This is a genomic window from Pseudomonas sp. T8 (assembly GCF_024610635.1).
GTDB classification, from domain to species: domain Bacteria; phylum Pseudomonadota; class Gammaproteobacteria; order Pseudomonadales; family Pseudomonadaceae; genus Aquipseudomonas; species Aquipseudomonas chlororaphis_I.
The window spans coordinates 1905981-1926411 of record NZ_CP102374.1 but is presented as its reverse complement, the minus strand read 5'-3'; the positions used below and the strand labels follow the sequence as shown (position 1 = coordinate 1926411).

At 60.5% G+C, this 20431-nt stretch carries 21 protein-coding genes and 1 tRNA gene; 12 read left to right on the top strand and 10 right to left on the bottom strand.

Features of this window, described 5'->3' with window-relative positions; all coding sequences use genetic code 11:
- Window positions 1-108: 108 nt before the first annotated feature.
- The 10 genes from thrS to NRG23_RS32680 all read left to right on the top strand — a co-directional run bounded on the left by thrS (window position 109) and on the right by NRG23_RS32680 (window position 8798).
- Entirely contained in the window at window positions 109-2031 is a 1923-nt protein-coding gene (thrS, locus tag NRG23_RS08415; RefSeq protein WP_009048132.1) for a threonine--tRNA ligase, read from the top strand.
- On the top strand, window positions 2031-2582 hold the full coding sequence (gene infC, locus NRG23_RS08410) for a translation initiation factor IF-3 (RefSeq protein WP_169914426.1): 552 nt from the start codon (window positions 2031-2033) through the stop codon (window positions 2580-2582). Before thrS ends, infC begins: the two co-directional genes overlap by 1 nt.
- Window positions 2583-2642: 60 nt before the next feature.
- Complete coding sequence (gene rpmI / locus NRG23_RS08405) at window positions 2643-2837, top strand: 50S ribosomal protein L35 (RefSeq protein ID WP_002553160.1); 195 nt, start codon at window positions 2643-2645, stop codon at window positions 2835-2837.
- A gap of 30 nt (window positions 2838-2867) precedes the next feature.
- Entirely contained in the window at window positions 2868-3224 is a 357-nt protein-coding gene (rplT, locus tag NRG23_RS08400; RefSeq protein ID WP_007905879.1) for a 50S ribosomal protein L20, read from the top strand.
- 109 nt (window positions 3225-3333) lie between these two features.
- On the top strand, window positions 3334-4350 hold the full coding sequence (gene pheS, locus NRG23_RS08395; protein ID WP_007920512.1) for a phenylalanine--tRNA ligase subunit alpha: 1017 nt from the start codon (window positions 3334-3336) through the stop codon (window positions 4348-4350).
- Between the two features lie 36 nt (window positions 4351-4386).
- Window positions 4387-6765 (top strand): phenylalanine--tRNA ligase subunit beta, encoded by a 2379-nt coding sequence (gene pheT / locus NRG23_RS08390; protein WP_257374351.1) that lies wholly within the window; start codon window positions 4387-4389, stop codon window positions 6763-6765.
- Between the two features lie 3 nt (window positions 6766-6768).
- On the top strand, window positions 6769-7071 hold the full coding sequence (gene ihfA, locus NRG23_RS08385) for an integration host factor subunit alpha (RefSeq protein ID WP_002553164.1): 303 nt from the start codon (window positions 6769-6771) through the stop codon (window positions 7069-7071).
- Window positions 7052-7408: a MerR family transcriptional regulator gene (locus tag NRG23_RS08380; protein ID WP_007920509.1), complete on the top strand. Its 357-nt coding sequence runs from the start codon at window positions 7052-7054 to the stop codon at window positions 7406-7408. Before ihfA ends, NRG23_RS08380 begins: the two co-directional genes overlap by 20 nt.
- Window positions 7409-7499: 91 nt before the next feature.
- Window positions 7500-7576, top strand: a tRNA-Pro gene (locus tag NRG23_RS08375).
- 925 nt (window positions 7577-8501) lie between these two features.
- Window positions 8502-8798: a hypothetical protein gene (locus tag NRG23_RS32680; RefSeq protein WP_124337960.1), complete on the top strand. Its 297-nt coding sequence runs from the start codon at window positions 8502-8504 to the stop codon at window positions 8796-8798.
- Window positions 8799-8944: 146 nt separating this feature from the next.
- Here the strand turns inward: NRG23_RS32680 and NRG23_RS08365 are convergent, their stop codons facing one another.
- Entirely contained in the window at window positions 8945-9526 is a 582-nt protein-coding gene (locus NRG23_RS08365; RefSeq protein ID WP_257374350.1) for a hypothetical protein, read from the bottom strand.
- Between the two features lie 399 nt (window positions 9527-9925).
- Here NRG23_RS08365 and NRG23_RS08360 point away from each other — a divergent pair, with 399 nt between their 5' ends.
- On the top strand, window positions 9926-10387 hold the full coding sequence (locus NRG23_RS08360) for an N-acetyltransferase (RefSeq protein ID WP_223815563.1): 462 nt from the start codon (window positions 9926-9928) through the stop codon (window positions 10385-10387).
- A 317-nt stretch (window positions 10388-10704) separates the two neighbouring features.
- On the opposite strand, the gene NRG23_RS08355 is transcribed toward NRG23_RS08360, so the two are convergent.
- Together NRG23_RS08355 and fabF are read right to left on the bottom strand one after the other, a co-directional pair.
- Window positions 10705-12513: a calcium-binding protein gene (locus tag NRG23_RS08355; protein ID WP_257374349.1), complete on the bottom strand. Its 1809-nt coding sequence runs from the start codon at window positions 12511-12513 to the stop codon at window positions 10705-10707.
- Between the two features lie 422 nt (window positions 12514-12935).
- Window positions 12936-14204 carry a beta-ketoacyl-ACP synthase II gene (gene fabF, locus NRG23_RS08350; protein ID WP_257374348.1) on the bottom strand — a complete coding sequence of 423 codons (1269 nt, stop codon included), beginning with the start codon at window positions 14202-14204 and terminating at the stop codon, window positions 12936-12938.
- A 114-nt stretch (window positions 14205-14318) separates the two neighbouring features.
- Between fabF and NRG23_RS08345 the strand changes: the two genes are divergently transcribed.
- Window positions 14319-14825, top strand: a complete 507-nt coding sequence (locus NRG23_RS08345) for a helix-turn-helix domain-containing protein (RefSeq protein WP_009048138.1) — start codon at window positions 14319-14321, stop codon at window positions 14823-14825.
- Between the two features lie 47 nt (window positions 14826-14872).
- Here the strand turns inward: NRG23_RS08345 and NRG23_RS08340 are convergent, their stop codons facing one another.
- The 7 genes from NRG23_RS08340 to NRG23_RS08310 all read right to left on the bottom strand — a co-directional run bounded on the left by NRG23_RS08340 (window position 14873) and on the right by NRG23_RS08310 (window position 20337).
- Window positions 14873-15286: a VOC family protein gene (locus tag NRG23_RS08340; protein WP_053268614.1), complete on the bottom strand. Its 414-nt coding sequence runs from the start codon at window positions 15284-15286 to the stop codon at window positions 14873-14875.
- A gap of 216 nt (window positions 15287-15502) precedes the next feature.
- Window positions 15503-16966 (bottom strand): GDL motif peptide-associated radical SAM/SPASM maturase, encoded by a 1464-nt coding sequence (locus tag NRG23_RS08335; RefSeq protein WP_009048140.1) that lies wholly within the window; start codon window positions 16964-16966, stop codon window positions 15503-15505.
- Window positions 16967-17117: 151 nt separating this feature from the next.
- The gene (locus tag NRG23_RS08330) at window positions 17118-17699 is read right to left on the bottom strand and encodes a DUF1842 domain-containing protein (RefSeq protein WP_009048141.1); all 582 of its coding nucleotides are present in this window, start codon (window positions 17697-17699) and stop codon (window positions 17118-17120) included.
- A gap of 52 nt (window positions 17700-17751) precedes the next feature.
- Window positions 17752-18396 carry a DUF1842 domain-containing protein gene (locus NRG23_RS08325; protein WP_016704870.1) on the bottom strand — a complete coding sequence of 215 codons (645 nt, stop codon included), beginning with the start codon at window positions 18394-18396 and terminating at the stop codon, window positions 17752-17754.
- 34 nt (window positions 18397-18430) lie between these two features.
- Entirely contained in the window at window positions 18431-18619 is a 189-nt protein-coding gene (locus NRG23_RS08320; protein ID WP_009048143.1) for a DUF1843 domain-containing protein, read from the bottom strand.
- Window positions 18620-18896: 277 nt separating this feature from the next.
- On the bottom strand, window positions 18897-19493 hold the full coding sequence (locus NRG23_RS08315) for a TetR/AcrR family transcriptional regulator (RefSeq protein ID WP_009048144.1): 597 nt from the start codon (window positions 19491-19493) through the stop codon (window positions 18897-18899).
- Window positions 19486-20337, bottom strand: coding sequence for a 3-hydroxybutyryl-CoA dehydrogenase (locus NRG23_RS08310; RefSeq protein WP_009048145.1), 852 nt, complete (start codon window positions 20335-20337; stop codon window positions 19486-19488). Before NRG23_RS08310 ends, NRG23_RS08315 begins: the two co-directional genes overlap by 8 nt.
- Window positions 20338-20431: the final 94 nt, after the last annotated feature.

Here is a 20431-nt window from a genome sequence, read left to right as displayed (position 1 = left end):
CCACTGTGAGGCAGGCGTTCGTCATGAACGGCCTGGATCGAACCGCGTACTGGCTCATCCCAACCCACGTGACCTTTGGTAGGGGTCACCACTAGGAGAGGAGGCGCCATGCCCACTATTACTCTTCCCGACGGCAGTCAACGTTCATTCGATCATCCGGTTTCCGTAGCCGAGGTCGCCGCATCCATTGGTGCAGGTCTGGCCAAGGCCACTGTGGCCGGCAAGGTCAATGGCAAACTGGTCGACGCTTGCGATCTGATCGACAGCGACGCGACCCTGCAAATCATCACGCCAAAGGATGAAGAGGGGCTGGAGATCATTCGCCACTCTTGCGCTCACCTGGTTGGCCACGCGGTCAAGCAGCTGTATCCGACGGCGAAGATGGTGATCGGTCCGGTGATCGATGAAGGCTTCTATTACGATATCGCCTACGAGCGTCCTTTCACCCCGGACGACCTGGCGGCCATCGAACAGCGCATGCAGCAGCTGATCGAGAAAGATTACGACGTCATCAAGAAAGTCACTCCGCGCGCCGAAGTGATCGAAGTGTTCAAGGCTCGCGGCGAAGACTACAAGCTGCGCCTGGTCGAGGACATGCCGAACGAACAGGCCATGGGTCTGTACTACCACGAAGAATACGTCGACATGTGCCGCGGTCCGCACGTGCCGAATACTCGTTTCCTCAAATCCTTCAAGCTGACCAAGCTGTCCGGCGCCTACTGGCGTGGCGATGCCAAGAACGAGCAGTTGCAGCGTGTCTACGGCACTGCCTGGGCGGACAAGAAGCAACTGGCGGCCTACATCCAGCGTATCGAAGAAGCCGAGAAGCGTGACCATCGCAAGATCGGCAAGCGCCTGGGCCTGTTCCATACCCAGGAAGAAGCGCCGGGCATGGTGTTCTGGCATCCGAACGGCTGGACCCTATACCAGGTGCTCGAGCAGTACATGCGCAAGGTTCAGCGCGACAACGGCTACCTGGAGATCAAGACTCCGCAGGTGGTCGATCGCAGCCTGTGGGAGAAATCCGGGCACTGGGCCAACTACGCCGAAAACATGTTCACCACCGAGTCGGAAAGCCGCGACTACGCCATCAAGCCGATGAACTGCCCGTGCCACGTGCAGGTGTTCAACCAGGGCCTGAAAAGCTACCGCGAGCTGCCGATGCGTCTGGCCGAGTTCGGTGCCTGCCACCGCAACGAGCCGTCGGGTGCATTGCACGGCATCATGCGTGTGCGTGCCTTCACCCAGGACGACGCGCACATCTTCTGTACCGAAGAACAGATGCAGGCCGAATCCGCGGCATTCATCAAACTGACCATGGATGTCTATGCCGACTTCGGCTTCAAGGACATCGAAATGAAGCTTTCCACCCGCCCTGAAAAGCGTGTGGGCTCCGACGAGCTGTGGGATCGCGCTGAAAATGCCTTGGCCGCTGCGCTTGATAGCGCCGGGTTGCCATACGACCTGCAGCCAGGGGAAGGTGCATTCTACGGCCCGAAAATCGAATTCTCGCTGAAAGACTGCCTGGGGCGTGTCTGGCAGTGTGGTACCTTGCAGCTCGATTTCAACCTGCCAATCCGTCTGGGCGCTGAATACGTTTCCGAAGATAACAGCCGTAGACATCCGGTAATGTTGCACCGGGCGATCCTCGGTTCCTTCGAGCGTTTCGTCGGGATTCTGATCGAACATTACGAAGGCGCATTCCCTGCGTGGCTGGCTCCGACCCAGGCAGTGGTGATGAATATCACTGATAAACAGGCAGATTTTGCCCTCGAAGTGGAAAAAACCCTCAACCAAAGCGGATTTCGTGCCAAGTCCGACTTGAGAAATGAAAAGATCGGCTTTAAAATCCGCGAGCATACTTTGCTCAAGGTTCCCTATCTCTTGGTTATTGGAGATCGGGAAGTCGAGACGCAGACTGTCGCTGTGCGTACCCGTGAAGGTGCTGACCTGGGCTCGATGCCCGTCGCTCAATTCTCGGAGTTCCTTGCACAAGCGGTTTCCCGGCGTGGTCGCCCAGATTCGGAGTAATTATTATTAAGCGTGAAATGAGACAAGATAAACGAGCTGCACCGAAAGCCCCGATCAACGAGAATATCTCGGCACGCGAGGTTCGGTTAATTGGCGCTGACGGCGAGCAGATTGGCATCGTCTCGATTGATGAAGCGCTTCGTATTGCTGAAGAAGCCAAGCTTGATCTGGTGGAAATCTCCGCCGACGCAGTCCCACCGGTTTGCCGTGTGATGGACTACGGCAAGTCGATCTTCGAGAAGAAGAAGCAGATTGCCGCGGCGAAGAAGAACCAGAAGCAGATTCAGGTAAAAGAAATCAAGTTTCGTCCAGGGACGGAGGAAGGGGATTACCAGGTAAAACTGCGCAACCTGGTACGTTTCCTGAGTGACGGGGACAGGGCCAAGGTATCCTTGCGATTCCGCGGCCGTGAGATGGCCCACCAGGAGCTGGGGATGGAACTCCTCAAGCGGGTTGAAGCTGACCTGCAAGAGTACGGTTCGGTCGAACAGCATCCTAAGATGGAAGGACGCCAGCTGATCATGGTCATCGCCCCGAAAAAGAAGAAGTAATCAACAGGGCACGGCAGGCCTTCTGATTATGTTTATCAACTGAATGCGGAGTATCCGAACATGCCAAAGATGAAAACCAAAAGTGGTGCTGCTAAGCGGTTTCTGAAAACTGCTAACGGTATCAAGCACAAGCACGCTTTCAAGAGCCACATCCTGACCAAAATGTCGACCAAGCGTAAGCGTCAACTGCGCGGTAGCAGCTTGCTGCATCCGTCTGACGTGGCAAAAGTCGAGCGCATGCTGCGCCTTCGTTAATTTTTGGATCAAGAATAGAGGAAGTAACTCATGGCTCGTGTAAAGCGTGGCGTCATTGCCCGTAAACGTCACAAAAAAATTCTGAAACTTGCTAAAGGCTACTACGGCGCGCGCTCCCGCGTATTCCGTGTTGCCAAGCAAGCGGTAATCAAGGCAGGCCAATACGCCTACCGTGACCGTCGTCAGAAAAAACGTCAGTTCCGCGCTCTGTGGATCGCTCGTATCAACGCTGGTGCTCGTATCAACGGTCTGTCCTACAGCCGTTTCATCGCTGGCCTGAAAAAAGCGTCCATCGAGATCGACCGTAAGGTTCTGGCTGATCTGGCAGTGAACGAAAAAGCGGCGTTTGCTGCGATTGTCGAGAAAGCTAAAGCCACTCTGGCTTAAGTACCCCCGACAGTCACCCGGGCTCACCTCTGTGGGCCCAGGTGTTAAACGTCATAAATAGGGGAAGAGCCTACAAGCTCTTCCCCTATTTTGTATCTGGAGTCTGTACATGGAAAACCTGGATGCGCTGGTCTCTCAAGCACTAGAGGCTGTGCAAAGCGCTGAAGATATCAATGCCCTGGAGCAAATCCGGGTTCAGTACCTTGGTAAGAAGGGTGAATTGACTCAGGTGATGAAGACCCTGGGGAATTTGCCGGCAGAGGAGCGTCCGCAGGTCGGCGCCCTGATCAACGTTGCCAAGGAGCGTGTTACAGAGGCTCTCAATACGCGTAAGGCTTTGTTTGAAGAAGCCGAACTGGCTGCCAAACTGTCCGCCGAGTCCATCGATGTGACCCTGCCTGGCCGTGGCCAGGTCTCCGGCGGTCTGCATCCTGTGACCCGGACTCTGGAACGTATTGAACAGTTCTTCACCCATATCGGCTACGGCATCGCCGAAGGCCCTGAGGTCGAAGACGACTATCACAACTTCGAGGCGCTCAACATCCCAGGCCACCACCCGGCCCGTTCGATGCATGACACCTTCTATTTCAACGCGAACATGCTGTTGCGCACCCATACCTCGCCGGTACAGGTCCGCACCATGGAATCGCAGCAGCCGCCGATCCGCATTGTCTGCCCAGGCCGTGTGTACCGTAGCGACTCCGATATCACCCACTCGCCGATGTTCCACCAGGTCGAAGGCCTGCTGATCGACCGCGACATCAATTTCGCCGACCTCAAGGGGACCATCGAAGAGTTCCTGCGGGTGTTCTTCGAAAAAGAACTGGCGGTGCGTTTCCGTCCTTCGTACTTCCCGTTCACCGAGCCGTCCGCCGAAGTCGACATGGAATGTGTGATGTGCAGCGGTAAAGGTTGCCGTGTCTGCAAGCAGACCGGTTGGCTGGAAGTCATGGGCTGCGGCATGGTTCACCCGAACGTGCTGCGCATGTCCGGGATCGATCCGGAAGAGTTCCAGGGCTTTGCCTTCGGTATGGGCGCCGAGCGTCTGGCCATGCTGCGTTACGGCGTGAATGACTTGCGCCTGTTCTTCGACAACGACTTGCGGTTCCTCGCGCAATTTCGCTAGGTCGCACGCCCGTAACGAATCTTTCAGGAGAGCAGGATGAAATTCAGTGAACAATGGCTGCGCGGCTGGGTAAGCCCGCAGGTAAGTCGCGACGAGCTGGTTGCTCGTCTGTCGATGGCCGGTCTTGAGGTCGATAGCGTGACGCCGGCCGCCGGTGTTTTCAGTGGCGTGGTGGTGGGCGAGGTGCTGAGCACCGAGCAACACCCCGATGCCGACAAGCTGCGTGTTTGCCAGGTCAGCAATGGCGCGGAAACCTTCCAGGTCGTGTGCGGTGCGCCGAACGTGCGTCTGGGCCTGAAGATCCCTTTCGCCATGATCGGCGCGGAGCTGCCTGGCGACTTCAAGATCAAGAAGGCCAAGCTGCGCGGTGTCGAGTCGAACGGCATGCTGTGCTCCCAGGCAGAACTGCAGGTGGGAGAGGGCAATGACGGTCTGATGGAATTGCCGGCCGATGCGCCGGTAGGCAAGGATTTCCGTGAGTACCTGGAGCTGGACGACGCCAGCATTGAAGTCGACCTGACTCCTAACCGCGGTGACTGCCTGTCGCTGGCGGGGCTTGCCCGTGAAGTTGGCGCGCTTTATGCCGCACCAGTGACCCGTCCAGTGGTGCTATCCGTCGCGCCTGCGCACGACGAAGTGCGTCCGGTTGAAGTGCTGGCGCCCGCGGCTTGCCCGCGTTATCTGGGCCGGGTCGTCCGCAATGTCGACCTGTCCAGGCCGACCCCACTGTGGATGGTCGAGCGTCTGCGTCGCGCTGACGTACGCAGCATCGATGCGGCTGTGGACGTCACCAACTACGTAATGCTCGAATTGGGGCAGCCGCTGCATGCTTTCGATCTTGCCGAAATCAACGGTGGCATCCGTGTACGGATGGCAGAAGAGGGTGAGAAGCTGGTCTTGCTCGACGGCCAGGAAGTGACCTTGCGCAGCGATACCCTGGTTATCGCTGACCATACCCGGGCTCTGGCGATTGCCGGCGTCATGGGTGGCGAACACAGTGGCGTAGCTGCTACCACCCGCGATGTTTTCCTGGAAAGTGCTTTCTTCGACCAGATCGCTGTCGCTGGTAAAGCTCGTTCCTATGGCTTGCACACCGACGCCTCGCATCGCTACGAGCGTGGTGTGGACTGGCAACTGGCCCGTGAAGCCATGGAGCGTGCCACTGGCCTGCTGCTGGAGATCACCGGTGGCGAAGCCGGCCCGATTATCGAAGCGGTCAGCGAGCAGCACCTGCCGTCGATCGCTCCGATCACCCTGCGTGCCGAGCGCATCACCCAGATGCTGGGCATGGAAATCGAGGCGCCGGAGGTCGAGCGTCTGCTCGGTGCCCTGTGCCTGAAGATTTCCGCTGATGGAGCAGGGCAGTGGCGCGTTGAAGTGCCAAGCCATCGCTTCGACATCAGCCTGGAAGTCGATCTGATCGAAGAGCTGGCTCGTCTATACGGCTACAACCGCCTGCCAGTTCGCTACCCACAAGCGCGTCTGGCTCCACAAGCCAAGGCCGAAGCTCGTAGCGATCTGCCTGAGCTGCGTCGTTTGTTGGTGGCCCGCGGTTATCAGGAAGCTATTACTTACAGCTTCATCGATCCGAAACAGTTCGAGTTGTTTAATCCAGGTGTCGAGCCGCTGTTGCTGGCCAATCCGATTTCCAACGACATGGCTGCCATGCGTTCGTCGCTGTGGCCGGGGCTGGTCAAGGCGCTTCAGCACAACCTGAACCGTCAGCAGGACCGTGTCCGTCTGTTCGAGAGCGGTCTGCGTTTCGTCGGTCAACTGGAAGGCTTGAAGCAAGAGCCGATGCTGGCCGGCGTGGTGTGCGGCACTCGTCTGCCGGAAGGTTGGGCACAAGGTCGCGACGTTGTGGACTTCTTTGACGTCAAGGCTGACGTGGAAGCGGTGCTGGGCTTTGCCGGCGCACTCGATGCTTTTACTTTTGCGCCTGGCAAGCACCCTGCGTTGCACCCGGGTCAAACCGCGCGCATCGAGCGTGAAGGTCGTCTGGTTGGCTATATCGGTGCTATCCACCCTGAATTGTCGAAAACCCTCGGTCTCGACCGTCCGGTCTTCGTTTTCGAGCTGGTTCTGGCCGAAGTAGCCTCGGGAAAAATGCCGGAATTCCGTGAGTTGTCGCGTTTTCCTGAAGTACGTCGTGACTTGGCCCTGCTGGCTGATCGCGATGTTGCCGCCAGTGCGGTGTTGGATGTAATCCGTGAGAATGCAGGCGAATGGCTGACAGACCTCAGGTTGTTTGACGTGTACCAAGGTAAAGGCATTGATCCTCATAGAAAAAGCCTTGCAGTTGGCTTGACCTGGCAGCATCCATCGCGCACTCTTAATGACGATGAGGTGAACTCCACGACGCAAAATATCCTCACCTCGCTCGAACACAGGTTGAACGCCACGTTAAGGAAGTGACGTATGGGGGCTCTGACGAAAGCTGAAATGGCCGAACGTCTCTACGAAGAGCTGGGCCTGAATAAACGTGAGGCCAAGGAATTGGTCGAGCTGTTTTTTGAGGAAATCAGGCACGCTCTCGAAGACAACGAACAGGTCAAATTGTCCGGTTTCGGTAACTTCGACCTTCGGGATAAACGCCAGCGACCTGGCCGCAACCCGAAGACGGGTGAAGAAATCCCGATCACGGCACGCCGTGTGGTCACCTTTCGTCCAGGGCAGAAGTTGAAAGCCCGAGTTGAGGCTTATGCTGGAACCAAGTCATAACGACGAGCTCCCGGTCATTCCGGGCAAGCGCTACTTCACCATTGGTGAAGTCAGCGAGCTCTGTGCGGTCAAACCGCATGTGCTGCGTTATTGGGAGCAGGAGTTTCCTCAACTCAACCCCGTCAAGCGCCGCGGAAATCGCCGGTATTATCAGCGCCAGGATGTGCTGATGATCCGGCAGATCCGCGCGTTGCTTTATGATCAGGGGTTCACCATCGGTGGAGCACGCCTGCGCCTTTCCGGTGATGAAGCCAAAGACGACACCACACAGTACAAGCAATTGATCCGTCAGATGATCTCCGAACTGGAGGACGTTCTGGTGGTACTCAAGAAGTGATTTTCTGCTTTGAAAATACTTCCAAATTTCAAAAGCTTGCGATATATTCTTGAGCGCTTCGTTAAGAAGCAAACCCAGTAACACGCCTAGTCGGGGCGTAGCGCAGTCCGGTAGCGCACTAGCATGGGGTGCTAGGGGTCGAGTGTTCGAATCACTCCGTCCCGACCATATAATTCAATGACTGGGCCGCTTTCGAGCGGCTTTGTTGTTTCCGCCATAGTGACTTTTCGAGTGACCTTGGCCTTTTTCTTCATGCCTCCCTCTTTTCCTCCGCCACGCCTGCTGCACGAAGCCGGCGACCAAACGTATGCTTCAAGCGATGAGTTTTGATTGATGCATACCCTGGGTGGGCGATCCGGTAGCCCATCAACAGACGCTCAGCGTTCGCCTGCAGCTATTCCGTTTCAATGAGATCTTCGTTCACCGGTAGTGGCATACGGTCGTCGTGCTCTAGCTGTGCCTGGCGTAGTGCTGACATAGTCAATCCAGAATGGCGGTACCGGTCCAACAAGACTCGCTGCACTCATTCACTGATTGCCGAGGTGAGGGCGGGGTTGGAGGGAAGGGGTGACTGGCTCTGTTCGAGAGCGTCTATGAAGCAAGCAGTGGAAAAGTAATAAGGAAATTACGTGCTACGGAAGCTCATTTTGATGTTGGCTATTTCGCAGTTGAGTGGCTGCGCTTGGTTTGCCGCGGTTTCACATGGTTCATATGACTGCTATGAGGGATTAGAAACTGAGTATCAGCTCGCCCAGTTCATAGGGCCACTGGCTCTCATTGATCTACCGTTCACGTTTGTAGCTGATACCGCTTCGCTCTCATTCTGTTGGTATTGACGTGGTGTGGTGTCGTCGGCCACGTATTGATCCTGCTGTCACCTTTGTCTTGCGTTACCGAGCGTCAAACCTTGTTCAACGTGCTGGTGGTGCTTGCCCGTCATTCCTGGGGGCGCAGGGTTGACCGAATAGAAACCCGGCCACCGAGCCGGGTTTTTTATTGACCGCCGTTTATCCATTTCTCGGCACTTGCAGGGGGCTGTCGTTTCTCACGTTTAAGGCACGGATTTCCCGAGCATTGAGAACGGAGAGCCAGCATGAAAGTTAACGAGAATGCCCCCGGTAGCTGGTCGCAGCAGGGTGTAACGCGAACCACGGACAGCGACGCGGGCCATGATCCAAAGCGTAAGGAGCCTGAGGTTCCATTGCCTGCGAACGATGAAGCGCCGGTCGATGAAGAGATGATCGACGTAGATGTAAACAACTCGGTGTCGAGTGAGCACCCGGAAGCAGGGAAAAGTGGTCGCGTCGATGATCCTGGCGCAGACACACGGGACGAAAAGGACAATGAGCCTCGTGGCATGCCCGCGAGTGACCCTGAGTCAGGGGCGTGAAATTCAGATCATCCCTTTGCCCGCGCAGTGCGGGCTTCTTTATGCCTCTTTGCAAGAAGAAAAGGGACGTAGCAATCAGGACTAACCGATAAGTGGGGCGGTCAGCGCTTTAAAAGCCAGCGTGCCTGGTGATGCCTGGACGCCATTCAAGAAGCGTCGGTCGGCCCCTGACGTTGCTCCTGCTGGCACTGTTCGGAACCGGGGCCGGAAATGGACAGGCTGATACTGATGGGGTCGACATCGCGTCTGCCGACGGTCAGCACGGCTTCCTGCGCACCTTCCAGACTCGCCCCTTGGGAGGCCAGCCACTGGGACACCAGGACTTGCTCTCGCTCGTCATCCACTGCCTGGTCGATGGCTACCGAGGGCGCGCCATAGCGCTGGGTGAGTAGACGAGTCAATTCTTCGAAGCGGGCGCGAATGGCCGAGTCCTGCGCATTCTCCGGCATCTCGACCGCTGTGTAGATTTCGCACAGCCCGGCTTCTTTACCAAACTTGAGTGATAACTGATCAAACCCGGCAATCGGCCTCGGCGGGTGCTCGACCAGCATGAGGTCGCGCCGATCGTTGCTGCCCAGAACCTCGGTGACTGCCCGGGCCTGCTCGGCGGTCATGCCCATCTGCAGGCCGAACGGCCCGTTATAGGCAGCCGCCACCTCTTGTTTGCAACCGCCCGTGCCCGCCGCGAGTACTGCTAGTAGAAGCAGAGGCCATTTATGTTGGTTCATAGCACTTCCCGTTTTCCATGACAGGTTGAACGCTGATCGGCTGAATCGGGCCGAACCTTCGTTGCTGAAGTTTCCAGCGGAGATACTAACCCTTAATCATGCGAAAGCAGCGGCCGGCTCGCTCTGCTCGGAGCGCTCATCAACTTTCGTCCAGGGATCCTGGGTTTGCATGGGTTTGTGCTTCAGGTGACCAGGACCTCTTTTCAAAACATGGCTATCGCTTGCGTCGTTAAAGTGAGGTTTTCTAGAATTTCGCCGCCGCTTGGCCGGATCAGCCAATCGGTTTCCATCCGCGAGAAAAAAGGAGGTGCCCTATGACCCAGATTCCAACGATGTTTTCGCTACTGAACCATCAACGAAATGCTGGAGGGGCGATCACTGCCCCGCGGAGAAAACCCAATGCGTACGCTTTACCCCGCTGTGCTTCTTGCTCCGATATCCACTCGCGATGAAGAAGCAGAATGTCGCGCTCTGCAAGTGCGTGACGAACAGATCGACTTTATTGCCAGCAACGCCGAATCATTGGAAGAAGCTGCCGAATGTCCTTGGTGTGAACCCTTGGCGGTGCGCGCCGTTCATTCTGGAGAAATGGTCGGCTTCCTTATGCATGCCCTCGACCCGGATGATAACGGTCGCTGGCTCTATCGCCTGATGATTGACCGTCACCACCAAGGTTTAGGGTATGGACGCGCAGCTCTGCGTGCGCTGGTGGCATACCTGAGAGGCTTGTCGGGAGGTCCTGACATCACCCTGGGCGTCGCGCCGGAGAATATTGGGGCGCGCAATCTTTATGCCTCCGAGGGTTTTCTAGAGACGGGCGAGGTGCTTGATGGCGAGCTCGTGATGCGCCTGAGGACATAGTGCTCGCGGTTGCTGATCGGTATTGCGAGTGCAGGATTGACTGAACAGAAACCCGGCCATCGAGCCGGGTTTTTTCTGCCCGCAACAAACCATCCGGCGTATCCGGAGCGGCCTGATGGAGCAGATCGATACAAGCTCAAGAGCAGAGTCTTCATCGGATGTGTGTGGGGTGAGCTTGCCGATGGCTCAAGTGCCCTAAATGAAGAATGGACGATCAAAAAAGGGCCCACCCCAAGGTGGACCCTTTGTGTTTCTGAAATGGCCAAAGCCGGTTGGAGCAACACCCTCACACGAATGGAGGGTATGCCCATCGAGCGTCAGACCAGGCTGATCATGTCCGCACTGAGTTGCGCGGGGTTGAACCCTACCAGGGTGATGCTGCTGTCTCCCGCGACGATCAGGCTGTCGCTGCCTTGCTGGCTGGTGGCGCTGATGACCGCGGCCGCGGAGGCGAACAGGGATTTGGAGAACACCAACTGATCGAACCCGTTCTGGTGAACGTTGAAGTCGCTGATCAGGTCATGGCCGAACCCGCCCTGGTCGAAGACAAACAGATCACTGCCCACGCCACCACTGAGGGTGTCGTTGCCCAGGCCGCCGACCAGGATGTCGTTCTGTGCGCCGCCGTAGAGGGCGTCGTTGCCATTGCCGCCGAGCAGGGTGTCGTTGCCACTGCCACCGTGCAGCAGATCATGGCCCGCGCCGCCTTCAATAAGGTCGTCACCGCCCTGGCCGAAGATCAGGTCGCGGCCGGCGGTCCCCTTCAGGAGGTCGGCCAACTGCGTGCCTTCGGTGGCCTTGGCGTAGCTCTTGTCCGATCCGAACAGGCCTTCGAAGTTGAGCTTGCTGCTGGTCACGGTATAGGCCGGGGTCAAGGCCTGGCCGAGGAGGCCTTCGAACTCGACATGTTCGACGTCGTGCAGCTCCTTGAGGCCGTAACGCCCGCCGGTGTCGTTGAGAAACAGGCTGCCATCGCTCAGGCGCACGGCTTCGTAGCTGGAGACCGTACCCTGCAGGAAGACTTTGTCGTCGCCCACCCCGCCCGCGACGATGTCGGTACCGGTGCTGACCTTGAAGCTGTCGTTGCCGGCGAAGCCGTCCAGGAAGTCGTCGTTCCTGCCGTCCTGCAGCTTGTCCGCGCTGTCCGTGCCGAGGAGAAAGGCCGGAGTGCCGAAGTGGTTGGAGGTGGCGGAGTATTTGTCGCTGACCCAGGTAAAGCTGCGGCTGACCGGGTCGAGGTTGCTGATGATGATGGTGCTGTCGCGCTCGATGTAGTCGTAGAACGTCGACTGGCCGATGCGCTGGATAGGGTTGATGAAGATGCCTTCGAGGTGCGCCACCCAGCCGTTGGGATTGACCACGGAGAAGGGGCCGTTGGGCCAGGTGGGCAGGGCGTAGACCGTGTCGAACAGCACGATGTTGTCGGTGGTCGAGGTGTAGCTGGCGTCACTGCCTTTGAGGGCCGCGAGAATGGCGCCGCTCAGGTCGGTCTGTTCGCCGATCAGCCGATGCACGATGTCGTTTTCGAAGCCGAAGTTGAAGATGCCGTCACTGTTGCTGGCCTTGGGCGAGGCCATGCCGAAGTAGTCCGAATCCTTGAAAAAGCCGTCGGCCAGGGTGTCCCTGCCCAGGTACATGCTGTTGGTCACGGAGCCGCCCTGGCTGTAGCCGGTGACCAGTACATCCTTGCCTGTCAGGTTATGGTTAGTGGCGTAGTTCTTGATCGAGTCGAGCAGGTAGTCGTAGCCGTGGATATAGGAGTTGTCGATCATCGCCGGATAGCCCAGCAGGTCCATCGGCGAGTTGGTGCCGGCAATCGAAAAGCCCATTTTGACCAGCTTGCCGCTCTCGTCGTATTGGCCGAATACCTTGGCCTGGGAGCCGGATACGTTCTCGCCCTTGAAGCTGCCTGTCAGGTCGAGGTGGCTGCCGTCGATGCCCAGGTCGCTGGCGCTGATCTCGCGCCAGCCCTTGGGCAGGACAAAGGTGTTGCCTTCGCCCAGGACTGCCCCGGGCAGATTGTAGAGCGCCCCTACCGTCGCTACACCGCTGGTGTAGGTGGCAAGGTTCCAGGCATCTGAAATGAGCACGCGGCCGTCTTGGCCCTTGTAGTCGAATATCGCCATGGTTCGTTTTCCCTCACAAACTAAAAAGTCATGAAAAAAAACAAGAGCTGAAGTCTTCTTGTTCTTCTTCGCTCGGATTGCGGAGCCTGGTGACTGCGTGCCCCGGAATCTGCGCCCAAGCTACTCATTCATGTGGAGGGTGTGGGCCAGGCAAGGGGGGGGTTGGCACGATCGTCCTAGGGAAAGCCCGATCCAGCCGCTATAAATTCAGCGTCATTACAGTTTGGTCAGTTCGAGGCTGGCTCGCAGCCGCCCATCCTCCCTACCTTTGAGATCGGACGACATGCACGGCAACCTGGCGAAGGTGCCGGACGTGTCGACATCCGACTGAAAATACCCCGTTGCACAAGGCGGGCCGGGCACATCGAAGTTCCAGCGAAGCCACACTGAAACCACGTTATGCCCGGCGAACAATCCCGGCCTTACCCCCAGCGCCGGAACAGCACGCTGGCATTCACCCCGCCAAAGCCGAAGCCATTGGACAAGGCGTATTCCATCGCCAGCGGCTGCGCCTGGCCACGAATCAGGTTGAGGCCTTGCGCGGCGGCATCCGGGTTTTCCAGGTTGAGGGTGGCGGGGGCGATCTGGTCGCGCAGCGCCAGGATGGTGAAGATCGCTTCGATCCCGCCGGCAGCGCCCAGCAGGTGGCCGGTGGCCGATTTGGTCGAGGCGATGGCCAGCTCGCTGCTGTTGCCAAACACACTCTTGATCGCCGCCAGTTCGCCTTTGTCGCCCACCGGGGTCGAGGTGGCGTGGGCGTTCAGGTGCTGGACCTGGGACGGCTCGACGCCGGCCTGACGCAACGCCTGTTGCATGGCGCGGCGGGCACCGTCGCCATCTTCTGGCCCGGCGGTCATGTGATAGGCGTCGGCGCTGGTGCCGTAGCCCACCAGTTCGGCGATCGGCGTGGCGCCGCGGGCCAGGGCGTGTTCCAGCTCCTCGATCACCAGCAGGCCGGCGCCTTCGCCCATCACAAAGCCGTCACGGGCCTGGTCGAAGGGCCGCGAAGCACGTTCCGGGGTGTCGTTGAAATCGCTCGACAGGGCGCGCGCGGCAGCGAAACCGGCCAGGCTGACCCGGTGAATCGTGGCTTCCGTGCCGCCGCAGACCGCGACGTCGATCTCCCCGGCACGAATCATCCGTGCGGCGTCGCCGATGGCCTGGACACCCGCGGCGCAGGCCGTCACCGGCGTGCCCAGCGGCCCCTTCAGGCCATGCTGGATCGACACATGACCGGCGGCCATATTGCTGAGGAAGGACGGAATGGTGAACGGCGAAAGACGCCGCGGCCCCTTGCTGTCGGTGGTGCGCACGGCGTCGGCGATGGCCGGGAAACCGCCCACGCCCGAAGCGATGATGGTGGCGGTACGTTCCTGGGCTTCGGCGGTCTGCGGTGCCCAGCCGGCCTGGGTCAGTGCTTCCTGGGCGGCGGCGAGGGCGAACAGGATGAAGCGGTCCATCTTGCGCTGTTCCTTGGGCGCCAGCAGCGCGTCCGGATCGAAGCCGGCCTGCGGGTCCTGGATGCGGTCCGGAACCTGGCCGCCGATGCTGATCGGCAGGTCGCCGATCAGTTCTTCCGGTAGCCGGCGGATACCCGATTGCCCGGCCAGCAGGCGTTGCCAGACCTGTTCGACGCCGCAGCCCAGCGGGGTCAATGCGCCCATGCCAGTGACGACAATGCGTTTATTCATGACCTTCAGCTCCTTCATCTCGAGTGGGGTGTGTCGCTCTATGGACGTCACTATCATCATGAAAGTAACATGCCCGAACCACAAATACGCAACTGCGAACTCCGAGGAACCGCCATGCAACGCAAGACCCTCCTTCACGACGAATGCCCGATTGCCCGCAGTCTGGAGCGGGTGGGCGAGTGGTGGAGCATCCTGATCATGCGCGACGCCCTGCATGGCCTGCGGCGTTTCGAGGAGTTTTCCCGCAGCCTGGAGATCGCCCCCAACATGCTCACCCGGCGCTTGAATTCGCTGGTCGAGGCCGGCTTGCTCGAGCGCCAGGCCTACAGCCAGCGGCCGCTGCGCTACCAGTATGTGCCGACGGCCCGGGGCGAGGATTTTCGTGTGGTGCTGATGGCGTTCGTTGCCTGGGGCAATCGCCATTACGCGCCGGAAGGGGAAAGCGTGCAGATCGTCGAGCGCGCCACCGGCCGGCCGGTGCGGCCGATGATGGCTGACCTGGTCGATGGCCGCCCGGTGCCGCTGGAGCACTGCACGGTCCAGGCCGGGCCGATGGCCAGCGAAGGCATACGTCAGCGCCTGGGGGCGCTGCAGGTGATGGAGGCCAAGGGCGAAGCCTGAAGTGCCGCGGATCGCCACGGCACCTTGGGCTTAACCACCAGCGCCTGTCACTGGTCCTTTTCGCAGTTGATCATCCACGAGGCGCCGAAGCGGTCGACCAGCATGCCGAAACGCGCCGCCCAGAAGGTGGCCTCCAACGGCATCTGCACAGTGCCCTGGTCCGCCAGCGCGGCGAACACCCGCTCGGCCTCGGCGATGCTGTCGACATTCAGCGATATCGAGCAGCCGTGGATCCCCGCGTAAGGCCGATCGGGCGTGCTGTCCGAGCCCATGATGGCCTGGTCGCCCACCAGCAGGCGGGTGTGGATGATCAGGTTGTGATACTCGGCGGGAACATGCTCGCGGGCGGGGCTTTCGCCGAAGGTCATCATCACTTCGAGGGTGCCTTGCAGGCTCTGGGCGTAGAACTTGAAGGCGGCTGCGCAATCGCCGTTGAAGATCAGGTAGGGATTGATTTTCATGCTGGTGACTCCCGGATGGCAGGGCAGCGGGCGCGCCGGATAAGCCGGCCCGCTGGCAAAAAACCGATGGATTGAGACCTCCACTAGCAAAGCCTAAACCTGGGTGGCAGTGGGCTTGTTCTTAGACGGTTTTCTCATGGGGCGGTGGCGGGTTATCGCCCTTGGTGCACTCCCTGTCAGGCCCGCCGCCGAGTCGGCGGCGAGCCTGGGGTGGCGCTATACCAGTCGGGTCTGGGGCATCCCCAGCAGGCCGGTCAGGCGATCCATGATCGCCTGCTGCCGGGCGCGGTCGGCCAGGTAGTCGGCCTCGGCGCTGGCCACATCGGCCGAGCAGTGCGGGCAGGTGGTTTCGTGGCTATGGATGTATTGCCAACAGCTGCGGCACAGGGCCAACCGGGTGGGCAGGCGTCCTTCCTCGGGGGATTTCTGCCCCTGGTTGATCCACGCCAGCTTGATCACCTGGCCGCTGTCGCTGACGCTGCTGACCGTCTCGCCGGTGTCGATGCGTTCGGTGATCAGGTCGAAGCGCCCGACCGCGAACGAGGCCTTGGCGGCGTCCTCGAGTTTGACGATGCGTTCGCGCAGGCCCTTTTTCTGCAGGTCCAGGGCGCGGTAGTGGCAGTACGGATTGTTGCCCGGCTTGCCCAGCAGCGAGTGCGAGGTCCAGGTGCAGCCGCCGCGGCACACGTCGTTGTAGTAGCAGGTGCGGCAATAACCCCAGAGGTCGTCGACCGAGCGCAGGCGGCCAAAATGCATGCCTTCGCTGTAGTGCCAGATGTCGTGCAGGTTCATGTCGCGCACATTGCCGCCGGAGAACCCCACCGTCGCCAGTGACGGGCAACCTTTCACCGTGCCGTCGGCTTCCAGGGCCAGCACCGTTTGCCCGGCGGCGCAGCCGCTCCAGTGCACGCGCTCGTCACCGAAACCGCGCCACATATGCTCGTATGGGCCGTAGTAACCGATGTTGTTGCCCACGTTCATCAGCAGGCCGCGTTCCTGGCCTTCGCGGTAGAGGCGCGCGAGCAGCGGCATGACTTCCAGCAGTTGATAGGGTTGCAGCAAGAGTTCCGGGTGATCCACCGCGTTGCCCATGGCCACCGTCAGCTGGATCTGCCAATGGGTGGCGCCCAGCTCGATGATCAGGTTCATCAGCTCCGGCAAGTCGGGCAGGGTGGCCGCGCCGATCTGTGTGTTGACGCTGACCGCGAGCCCGGCCTGCTTGGCCCGGCGCAAGGTGTCCACGGCCTTGTCGAAGGAGCCCGGGACATTGCGCACGGCGTCATGCAAGGGCGCCAGGCCGTCCAGCGAAACCCCCACGCCGTTGAGCCCGGCCTCGACCGCGGCCTGCATTTTCGCCGGGGTGAGGTTGCGCCCGCCGGTCTGGATCGCGCAGTAGATGCCGTGGTCGTGGATGGCCCGGATCAGGCGGGTCCAGTCCTTGCGCAAATAGGCTTCGCCGCCGATCAGGGTGACCTCCCGCGTGCCGAGGGCGGCGAGGGCGTCAATCACGTCGAGGCATTCCTGGGTGTTCAGTTCGTTGGGGCGTCGATGGCCGGCGCGCGAGCCGCAATGCAGGCACTTGAGGTCGCAGGCGAGGGTGATTTCCCAGACCACATGCACCGGTACGTAACGCTTGAGGTCGGTTTCGCTGAGGTAGCGGGCGGGGCGATTGGCTGACATGGACAGTCCTTTGGGCGCACACAGGCGCGCGGCACGAACCTGGTGGATGTCCGCGCCGTCCCTGGCGGTGCCGGCCCGAGCGGACACATGGTTTGCAATGGAGGACCGGGCCTGGCCCCGAGGAAGGAAGGCCAGGCCCGGACGCCACTGCTCAGCGAGCTTCGAGGCGGGCGATCTCGGCGTTCAGCTGCTGCAAGGCGCTGCGCAGCGCATCACTGCTGGCCAGTTGCTGCTCGCCCTGGCGGACGACCGCCTTGAGCTGCGCCAGGTCACCGCTGCTTTGCGCCTGCTGCACCGCCACCGCATACAGCGGCACGGGGTGATGGGGCACAGGCTCGGGGTGCGGGATCGACGCCTGGCTGACCGTGGCGTGCTGCACGTCCTGCCAGTTGCCCTGGTAGCAGTATTTGTAGCTGGCGAAACCGCTGGCCCAGTCGAGCCCGAGAATCCCGTGCAGGTGGAAGGTCGCGGCGATCTGGCTGGTCGGGCCGCTGGGGTTGCCGGTCAGGCTCAGGATGATGTGGCCTTCGGTCGACGGGTGCAGCTGTGCCTTGGAATAGTCGCCCCACACGTCGGCGAAGAAGTTCACCGGCGGGTAAGTGCTCTTGAACACGCGGGCCACGCCGCTGACTTTTTTCTGCACGGTGTTGACCAACAGGTCGAGGGTCAGAACCGGGGCACCCAACAGCCCCGTGGTGGCTTGGATACGGGTATGGAACAGTCCAGTTTGCATGGTGCAACTCCTTGTTCTTGTTCAGGGAAGTCGGTGGGTTGGCACGCCGTGGTCAGCGCCGCTCGAGCCGGCCGATCTCGTCCTTGGCCGCATCCAGCGCGCTGCGCAGCTGGGGCAACTGGTCCAGTTGCTGCTGGGCCAGGCTGGCCAGGCTCTTCATCTGGGTCAAGTCGCCGCTGGCGATGGCGCCATGGATCGGCGCGGCATACAGCGGGGTGATCGGTGGATACGGCAGCAGGACCGGGCCGGGCTCCAGTGGTATTGGCAGGGCTGACAAGGCGTAGGAGGGTACCGACTCGACGAGGTGGGCCGGTGCGTTCTCCACCGATACCCAGCGCTGGCCGTTGTAGTACTGGTAGTTGGCGATGCCGTTCTTCCAGTCGTGGTCCACCACCAGTTGAATCTTGAAGGTGACGATCGAGTTCGAGCCCGGCCCGCCCTGGTTACCCTGGGCGGTGACCAGGATCTTGCTCGAGCTGGGTGGCATGACGGTGAGGTAGGTGTATTGCCCCCACACATCGGACTGCAGGTCCAGCGGCGGGTTGGTGGCCTGGGTCACCACCGAGGTACCGCGCACGGTCTGCTCGGGGGTGTAGACCAGAAGGTCGAGGGTAAGGCTCGGCGCGCCCGGGGTCGGATTGCCGATCCGGTAGCTGAGCGGAAACAGGCCAACAGGGGACGTAGTGGAACCGGACATGATTGCCTCCAGTGCATTAGAAAATGGAACGGCCTTAGCGCCGTTCCAGACGGGCGACTTCCTGTGCCAACTGCTCGTAAGCGCTGCTCAGATCCTTGGATTCTTTCTGGGATTTATCGCGCTGTTTGAGCAGGGACTTCATCTGCGGCAGGTTGCCGAGGGAGATTGCTTTCTGAATCGCCACTCCATAGGGCGGAATGACATGTTGCGAGGATGAACTCATGGCGTTGCCTTCCGTGGGAGGTTGTAGAGACTGCGCTATCCGGCAGCTTTTGCAGTTAAGCAGGCCGGGCTCGGGGCAAACGCAAGGGCCACTGAATAACTTTGAATAGCCGTTATCGGGAAAAAATATATTCAGGCGGGACAAGCAACTGGCGCGGCGATATAGCGCGTTTGGCAATCAGCAGGGCGAGGCTTACGAAGAATAAATACAAGCGGCGCTGCGCACTTCGACGTCCAGGACGTGGGCGGAAAAGGGCAGGATCGCCCCCGGCCCGGCGTCAGGCCACGGCACTCTGCGGCGAGCTGTTCAACAGCCGTTCCAGGGCGCCGCTGAGCAGGTGTTCCAGCAGGGTTTCGCGCTCGTGTTCGGCCAACGGCTGTTCGGCCAGCCAGCCGGGCGCATGGTTGAGCAGGCTGGCGATGGCATGCCCGGTGGCCAGCAGCACCGCGTCGCCGAGCCGCGGCAGCGGGCCGAGGAGCATCAGCAGGCGGCGTTCATATTGCTCGCGCAGCTGGCGCACGCGCTCCTGCTGGTCCGGGTTCAGGCAACCGCTGTCGCGCTCCACCAGGCGGAAATGCCGGGGCAGTTCCCGGTGCAGTTTCAGGTGGGCGCGGATCAGGGTGCGCAGGCGATCGTCCGGCGCCTTGCGCCGCCGTTCGATGCGCCCCAGGGTATCGAGCAGTTCGTCGTAGAACTCTTCGATCAGGTCCAGCAGCAGGTGCTGCTTGCTCGGGTAATGGTGATACAGCGAGCCCGGGGTCAGCCCCAGATGGCTCGCCAGCTCGCGCATGCCGACCTGGCCGAAGCCCTTGCTGGCGAACAGCTCCAGGGCCTTGTCGCGGCTTTCGGCAAAACGCGAGCAACGCTCAGCCATAGCGGTGGAAGCCGCGTTCGGTCTTGCGCCCCAGGTAACCGGCGGCAACCATTTCCTTGAGCAGCGGCGCGGGCCGGTATTTGCTGTCGTTGAAGCCATCGTAGAGGGCTTGAAGGATCGCCAGCAGGGTGTCCAGGCCGATCAGGTCGGCCAGGGCCAGCGGGCCGATCGGCTGGTTGCAGCCCAGGCGCATGCCGGCGTCGATGTCCTCGGCGCTGGCCAGGCCTTCCTGCAACACCAGGATCGCCTCGTTGATCATCGGCACCAGGATCCGGTTGACCACGAAGCCCGGGCGGTTGCCGGCGGTGATCGCGACCTTGCCCAGGCGCGTGGCCATGTCCAGGGCCAGGGTGTGGGTCGCGTCGCTGGTCTGCAGGCCGCGAATCACTTCGATCAGGCCCATCACCGGCACCGGGTTGAAGAAGTGCAGGCCGATAAAGCGCTCGGGCGCGCTGACGCTGGCGGCGAGCTGAGTGATCGACAGCGACGAGGTGTTGGAGGCGATCACACAGGTGCTGGCAACCTGGGCGGCGATCTGTTGCAGCACCCGCAGTTTCAGCTCGAGGTTTTCCGTGGCGGCCTCGATCACCAGGTGCGCGTCGACCAGGCTGGCGTAGTCGGTGCTGGTGCGGATGCGCCCCAGCGTCGCCTGTTTCTGTACTTCGTCCAGGCTGCCCTTGGCGATCAGCCGGTCGAGGTTCTTACTCACCGTGGCCAGGGCCTTTTGCAGGGCGCTGTCGCTGATGTCCAGCAAGGTCACTTCGAACCCGGCCTGGGCACAGACCTGAGCGATTCCGTTACCCATGGTGCCGGCGCCGATCACGCCGATATTCTGCAGATTCATCTTGGCTTCTCTTTCTTCGTCCGGGCGTGTCGCAGAGCAGCGCGAACGCGTCTTGCAATGCAACCTTCGAGGCGCGAGTCTAGTGCCCGCGCCG